At 40.4% G+C, this 8,028-nt stretch carries 2 protein-coding genes and 2 pseudogenes (2 of these 4 running past the window's edge); all 4 read right to left on the bottom strand.

The window, feature by feature from the left end; translation table 11 throughout:
• A pseudogene (locus tag FVQ77_15670) lies at nucleotides 1–1,494 on the bottom strand (hypothetical protein) (it extends 114 nt beyond the left edge of the window).
• A 12-nt stretch (nucleotides 1,495–1,506) separates the two neighbouring features.
• Nucleotides 1,507–2,157, bottom strand: a complete 651-nt coding sequence (locus FVQ77_15675; GenBank protein ID MBW8051741.1) for a hypothetical protein — start codon at nucleotides 2,155–2,157, stop codon at nucleotides 1,507–1,509.
• Nucleotides 2,158–2,176: 19 nt separating this feature from the next.
• Entirely contained in the window at nucleotides 2,177–5,491 is a 3,315-nt protein-coding gene (locus tag FVQ77_15680) for a hypothetical protein (protein MBW8051742.1), read from the bottom strand.
• Between the two features lie 285 nt (nucleotides 5,492–5,776).
• Nucleotides 5,777–8,028 (bottom strand): annotated as a pseudogene (locus FVQ77_15685) (PKD domain-containing protein) (it continues 862 nt past the right edge of the window).

Raw genomic sequence — 8,028 nt, forward strand, 5'->3', positions numbered from 1 at the left:
GTCAACAGCAGGGGTCGTGTAAGTCGGGTTGACCGTTAAGGTGGTGGCGATCACACTATCACAACCGCTTACGCTTGTCAGGGTATCATAATAAATACCAGGGGTATTCTGATACGAACCACCTAAGAGTATGCTGTCGTTAGCACAGATGGTGTCAACAGCAGGGGTCGTGTAAGTCGGGTTGACCGTTAAGGTGGTGGCGATCACACTATCACAACCGCTTACGCTTGCAAGGGTATCGTAATAAATACCAGGGGTATTCTGATACGAACCACCTAAGAGTATGCTGTCGTTATCACAAATGGTGTCAGCAGCAGGGGTCGTATAAGTCGGGTTAACCGTTAAGGTGGTGGCGATCACACTATCACAACCGCTTACGCTTGCAAGGGTATCGTAATAAATTCCGGGGGTATTCTGATAGGAACCGCCTAATAAAATACTGTCGTTATCGCAGATGGTGTCGGTAGCAGCAATGAAATAAGTTGTATTTACTACGACTATTATGGTATCACTATCTGTACAGCCATAAGCATCCGTCACTGTAACATAAAAAGTACCGGCTGTGTCTGTTGTAAATGTAGAATCTGTAGTCCCTCCCTGCCATAAATAGCCTGAAAAGCCGGAGCCGGCATTTAATATCGTGGAATCACCTGAGCAAATAGTATCATCAGGGCCTAAATTTACAGTTGGCTGGCTTAAGGTCAGTATTATCGTATCAATAAGGCCAGAAGAGCAGGTTGCTAATGGAGTGGTTATAAAGACTTGAGCAGCTACACTGTCTCCATTCAAAAAACCTGCGGTATCAAGCGTATTCATCGTGTCTGATTGTAATGTAATCGCTGGGGCGACATTTTTTCTATAAAATTCGTAGGTATAAAAAGTGTCTGCAAAAGCTGGCAGCACTGTAAACAAAATCGTATCACCAGCGCAGAAGGTGTCTTTATCAGATGTGAAGGTAAATGTTGTGTCTGCTATTGCTGATAATGAAATGTTGGTTGGATTAACGAAAGCTGCCACCAGTTTAATATCAATATTATCCCAATCAGTGATAACTCCTGAACCAATCCGCCAGGTAATGTTACTGCTATCTGCGCAATTTAGTATTGGTACGGCTACCCTGCCAATTATTGTAGGAACAGTGTCTACGTTAGGCCCGGGATTGGCAGCAATAGTAATCTGCTTGATAGAGAGGTTTATAAAAGATGTACCCCCTAAGCCCAGGTCCAGATAATGAACCGGGTCAATCCCATCATCCCAAGGCCCGTCAAATGCGTTAACTTTGATCATGTTAGGCAAGTCAACAGCGCTTGTATCTATATTGATCACGAAGTTGGAATTGCCAAAATTGAAAGTGTCACCCGTCCTGGTTACCAGGAAATCGATATACAAGGTATCCCTGACTACGAACTGGTCAATTTCCAGCCTGTAGGAAATTTGAGCAAATGCGTTTAAGCAGAAAAAGCTTAATAAAATATTTAGTAATAGTTTTCTCATTAATGTTAATAATTAATAACATTTTACATTATCATTCAACAATTTAATATTATCGCCTGATTGAGCCAAAACAAAAAAGCCATATTTTATAGCCTTTTTTTTAGCGCCATCAGGCACAGAAAGCCCGGCTATTGCACCATATATCTTGAAATCTTTATACATCGGAAATAGTTTTTTAAAGTTTGGAATTTTTTTATCCAAAAGTGGAGCAACATCATCCGGATGAAATTTATATTTTACTTCAGTTATCACAACTGTATTTGAATTAGTCAAAATAATATCATATTCACCTTCAAGGTTTTTCCTTATTGCTTTAACCTTTTTTTCAATAGTATCAAAGATCATTTCACCAATTCTCATTTTTGCAGCAAGGCCATTAAAAAAGAATTCTTCCGCTACATCACCATTGTTGTTGCCAATACCTCCTATCTGTTTAGATAATTTTTTCATTCTTTCATCAAAATCTTTTGAACTCAGCATTCGTTCCTTTCTATCTTTTTTTATGCTTTCATCAAATTCTTTTGAACGTTTCTCTCCTTCTTTTCTGCTTTTAGCTAAATCTTCATTAAATTTTTTTCTACTTTTTTCTAAACGTTTGTCAAATTTTTTATCAGTTTTAGCAAACATATCTAAAACATCCTGTTTTGTAAGTTCTCTTTTCATTATCATTTTTGTAGTTATACTATGGTACAGTAGACCAATACAACTGGTCATTATTATAGGATGCTATATTAAAATCGTTGGCATTTACAACACCGGTCAGGTTAACATCTGACAAATTATAACCGGTGAGTAAAACGTCTCTGCTAACGCTGACATCATAGAGATCATTGGCGTTGGTTTCCTGGTCGGAATTACGGGCGTTTGCTGCCCACATTCCGTAAGGGCCATCACCTAAAAAGCCGATACCCCCTCCGTAAATATTAATAACATTTGTTAAATCAATCGGGGGCGGAGCTATAAGGTTTAATGATGCCGAATCATTATACATGATAAAAAGATGATTTCTATGCCCAACCGCAATATAATAAGTACCTGGCGCCAGGCCGCAAACCTGGGCGTAATTATTTTGCCCCGTTTCAAAGTCTCTGATCGAGCCATCCTGCATGAGCCACGCATAAGCAGTATCTATGGGTGTAAAAGGGTTGCTTCTTATCTGGATACCGATCACATCTACGGCATTTCCACTTGTATCAGAAGGAATAGGGTAACCCGGGTTCATGTTGATGCTTGCCGGACCCCCACTTAAATATCTATCTAAATAACCTAACAAATACAATGAATCTCTCATTGAATCTCCGCCCAGGTAAGCTCCTTCAAGAAAGACATTCAAATTAACTTTAACGCCTGTAATTATTGTAAGTGTTATGCTGTCTCTTGTTGTACAACCTGCCGGATTAGTGACATCTACCCAATAGATGCCGTTTGTATCGGCAATAATTGTTTGAGTGGTATCTCCCGAAGACCATAAATAAAAGGCTCCGGAATTTTGGGCATCTAATATTATACTACCACAAAAAGATGTGTCAGGGCCTAAATTAACTACAGGGACTGAGTCAATTATTGCTGTTACAGGTGTACGGGCACTGGGACAAACGGCTGTTTCATAACGTACTATACCATTCCAAATATAAGGTGTAAAATTAGGTCCGAATGGATATGAATTGGTAATACCTTCACGAACCTGGATGCTGGCGTCTTCAACGAAAACATTTCCTGCAATTGTACCGTTTGTCATCCTTAAATTTGATCCTCCATTCGTGGTAATGTAAAAGGCAACGGTTCCTCCTGCCGGGATAAACACATCTACAATAATGGGAATAATAGTAGGTATGCCAAATGGTTGTGCAACCACCGTGTCGCTTCCGATAAAAGTCCAGGCAAAAGGATTAGTTTCAAAACCCACATAGCTGCCTCGTTTGAAATAAATTTCAATCGTATCATTCACTACAGGATGACCGTAGAAGTATAGAATTAATACAGGGTTTTTAGCAGTGATATCAAACATATTTCCATTCATTGGAAAAGCTCCTGCTGCAAACGTAGTAGGAAGTGAATCGCTTGTAACACTTCTGCCTTCTGCATAATAAGTGGTGGTAGATGATAAAATGGGTGTAATAAAGGTATCAGCGATCTCGACCAGGTTACCGGCAACGATCGAATCATACCAAAAATGTGCATCTGCTGTGCCAATAACAGATAAAAGGAGGGAATCAGGTCCGCAAGACGCACTATCCACCGCTGTAGGAGCAGCAGCGCTTACCGTATTATAGTGTTCAACAAAATGACCTGAGATAACATTATTAGAAGGATCAGCATCAGTTGGCAGCGCTGTACCGGCATCAAAAATGTATGAGCCGGGGATTGATAGATCAGCTAAAGTATCGAAGGTGAAAGTAACGGTATCGCCAGGATTAAGCAAACCAAAAATGGTATCAAAAATAACAGGTCCTGCGTTAATTGTGTAACCTACCCGGATAGTATCCTGCGTATTAATACCAGAGTTTTTGACCCTGATGGTAACATTTTCAGTGGCTGTTAGGCCGCATCCTGAATTTGGAGCATCAATAGCAATAACGCCTACATCGTTGAGCGGATCAGATATGCTTATATCATCAAAAGCGAATCCATCATCTTCAGTCAAAAAATTTGAACCAAAGGCAATCCTGAACCTTACATTGCTTTGGCCTGCCAGGCCAGTCAAACTATGCCTGGCGATGACCCAGCCAACACCGATTCCTGCCCAGCCCTGCGGTTGACCACCTGGCTGGCCACTAATAAAACCAGCGTTAAACCAGTTGAAAGGGTCTCCCACAGCGCCTACATTTTGCCAGGAAGCCCCATTATCAATAGAAGATTGGAATACCGTACCATCGGAGAAAGCAGAATTCCACCAGATGTTAAGTTCAATGATCGGGTTCAATAAACCTGAAAAGTCAAAGCACGGACTAAAGACCTGGGAGTGTTCGTCAGGGTTATAGTTAAATGTGTCCAAACTACCTGTAACCCATGAATTAACACCGGAACCCGCTGAATTGATAACGAATTTAGCAGGTGTTCCGAATGCCCAGGAAGAATTGATTCCTCCTGCAAACCATGATCCTTGTCCTAACTCAAAATCTTCAAAATAAGGAAATGTCGTTATTACAATGGTATTTATTACAGTAAAGTCTGCGCTATCATTAAAAAAAGCAGTATCTGTAGGTAAGCTTGTCCATGATTCAATAAAATTAACAGGTGCAGATAGATCGGCAGGAGTGGCAAAAGTAAAAGTGACTGTATCACCAGGGCTGATTATTGAAAAAATGGTATCTGTAACAGCAGGCCCGCCATTTATGCGGTAAGAAACCGGAACTGAAGATTGCGTACCTGTACCAAAATTTTCTACCCTGATCGTGATATTTTCAGTGGTACTCAGTCCGCAACCGAAAATTGGAGCATCAATAGCAATGACGCCTACATCATTCGTAGGTTGATCTTGAATTATTACGGTATAGTCTTCAGTTTCACCATAAATATAAGTAGTATCGCAAGGGTCTATTCCTGTAATAGAAAATACCAATCTTACTCTTAACCTGGTTGAGTCGAGCAGCGCACCTGGCGGAACAGCAAACGTAATGGTATCTGTTTCTCCCTGTGTTAAGGATATTTCACCAAGTAATTCACCAGGATCATCCAGTGTATCATTTTTGTTATAATCAATCCAGGCAGCTACGTTCTCGGGATAATTAGGGCAATTTGTTACAACCAGGTAATAAGTTACTCCACGGTAGAGAATAGTTGATTGTGAGGCAGAATAATCATTATAGTGCGGCCCAACAATTGAACCTGAAGAAGTATTACTTATATTAACTAATTGCACACCATCAAGATAGTCGCCTTCATCCGTGCCATCTGGGATGAAGGTATAGTTTGGTACGCAATATTGTGCCTGAGCAACCTGTAAGATAGTTATCAGGTTAATAATAATAATTAATAGTGAGTTAGATAATTTCATAATTTAATAATATTTTACCTTATCATTCACCAATTTTTATTCTTTTTTATTGGGGCAGCAATTGTCTATTGTCTATTGTCTATTGTCTACTGTCTATTGCCAACTGCCAACTGCATTTCCTTATTCCCTATTTCCTTTTTTTCTTATTGCCTTATTGCCAGCAAATTCATCGGATGACCCAAACGCACAACCTGGAGAGTCATCCGATGATAACCATCGCTTGTCATAGTCATAGTCATTTGTTATTGTCTATTGTCTACTGTCTATTGCGTACTGTTTACTGCTTTACGGAGTCGTAGACCAATACAACTGGTCATTATTATAGGATGCTATATTAAAATCGTTGGCATTTACAACACCGGTCAGGTTAACATCTGACAAATTATAACCGGTGAGTAAAACGTCTCTGCTAACGCTGACATCATAGAGATCATTGGCGTTGGTTTCCTGGTCGGAATTACGGGCGTTTGCTGCCCACATTCCGTAAGGGCCATCACCCAAAAAACTTATTCCGCCTCCGTAAATATTAATAACATTTGTCAAATTAACCGGAGGCGGAGGTGTATTGTCTAACGTTACCGAATCACTATACATGATAGTGAGATGATTTCTGTGCATAACCGCAATGTAATAATCTCCCGGAACTAATCCACACAATATAGCATAATTTTTTTGTCCGGTTTGAAAATCCCTGATCGTGCCGTCCTGCATGAGCCAGGCATAAGCTGTATCGAGTACTGTAGTGGGGTCTGTTCTTATCTGGATCAATATTACATCTACAGCATTTCCGCCTCCATCAGAAGGAACCGGGTAACCAGGATCCATGTTGATAGGCGCTATTCCACCCCATAAAAAAAGTGTATCCAGATACCCTAACAGATTCAACGAATCACTCATCGACCCTACTCCTGTATATGCGCCTTCAAGAAAAACATTCAAATTCACTTTTACACCTGCCATTGTGATGTTGATACTATCCCTTGTTGTGCATCCAACAGGACTGGTAACATCTACCCAATATGTACCGGTTGTATTAACAGGAATTATTTTTGTAGTTTCACCGGTATTCCATAAATAGCTTCCACCGGCATTCTTTGCATTTAATAATAAACTGGTACAAACAGTTGTATCATTTCCCAGATTGACTATTGGGAAGCCGCCAACAATAATTGGTTTTGTAATAAAATTTGAGCAAAAGCTGTCAGATACAGTCAGACTTACACCATAAAGACCCGGTGTTGCATAGAGATGTGAAGGATTCTGGGCTGTGGAAGTATCCCCGTCTCCAAAATCCCATTGCCATTGAATTGGGCTTCCAACAGATGCATCGGTGAAGAAAGTGGTATCACCTATACATACGGTGGTATTTGTAAAATCGGCTAAAGGCCCGGCATTCACTGTTACGTAAACGTACTCAGTATCACTGCCGCAGGCATTGGTAGCGGTTAACATTACTGTATAATTACCCGGAGAAGTATATGTATGTGGGGTTGAGAAAAATATATTCCCCTTTGCGGTATCTCCATCACCGAAATCCCATAATAGATTTTCAGGGACATTTGTTGGCCACCATACCTGAAAGTCAAAGGTTTCACCTACACAACCACTGGTTTGAGAGACACCTGCCCCTGCAACATAAGGTAGTACATCGTAACTAACATCCACATTATCAATCCAGTAAGCGCTGTTTCCACAATTATTTGTTACTCTTAAAACAACCGTATAGGTGCCAGAATCTACATAAGTGTGTGAGGGATTTACCTCTGTAGATGTATCGCCATCACCAAAATCCCAGAATACATTGTTTGTATCGCTGCTCCACCCACCGAAGAACGGAACAGGAGAGCCGGGACAAGACGGGCCTAGTGGGAAAGGGCAGGGTTCAATACAAAAAAATGCAAAGGGGAAGTTCCAATTATAAACACTGATAAAATTCGTATCTGTGTCAATTATTCCACATGAGTTTTGAAATATCAACCTAACGATATAAGTTCCCGTATCTGCATAAGCATGCGTTGGGTTGGGAGAGGTTGAAGAATCCCCATCACCGAAGTACCATAATACATCAACAGGAGAGCTACTCCAATATTCAAAGTTAACAAGATCATTGGGGCAGACAACTCCAAATGGATTCCACCAGAAAAAAACAGACGTTGCAGTTGTAGTATCAACCACCATCAATACTATATCTGAATTAGAATTTCCACAGGCATTAGTTCCTGTGAAAATAACAATATAAGTTCCTGTATCAGCAAAAGTGTGTGTTGGATCTTCGAGGAAAGAAAAATTGCCGTCATTGAAATCCCAGAAAAAGCCGGTTAAATTACTGCCGGAGCCAACAAACCGAACTATATCATCGGGACAAACAGGATTAGGGTTTCCCCCCGCAGAAACAAAGGGTATAATTGAGCTTGTAATTGTAATTGTATCAGAAATGGTATCACTGCTGCAATCGCTAAAAGCAATTAAAGTAAAAACATAGTCTCCCGTATCAGTGTATGCGTGAGAAGGATTAAATGCAGTGGAGCTATCCCCAT

This window comes from Cytophagales bacterium, assembly GCA_019456305.1.
Taxonomy (GTDB): Bacteria; Bacteroidota; Bacteroidia; order Cytophagales; family VRUD01; genus VRUD01.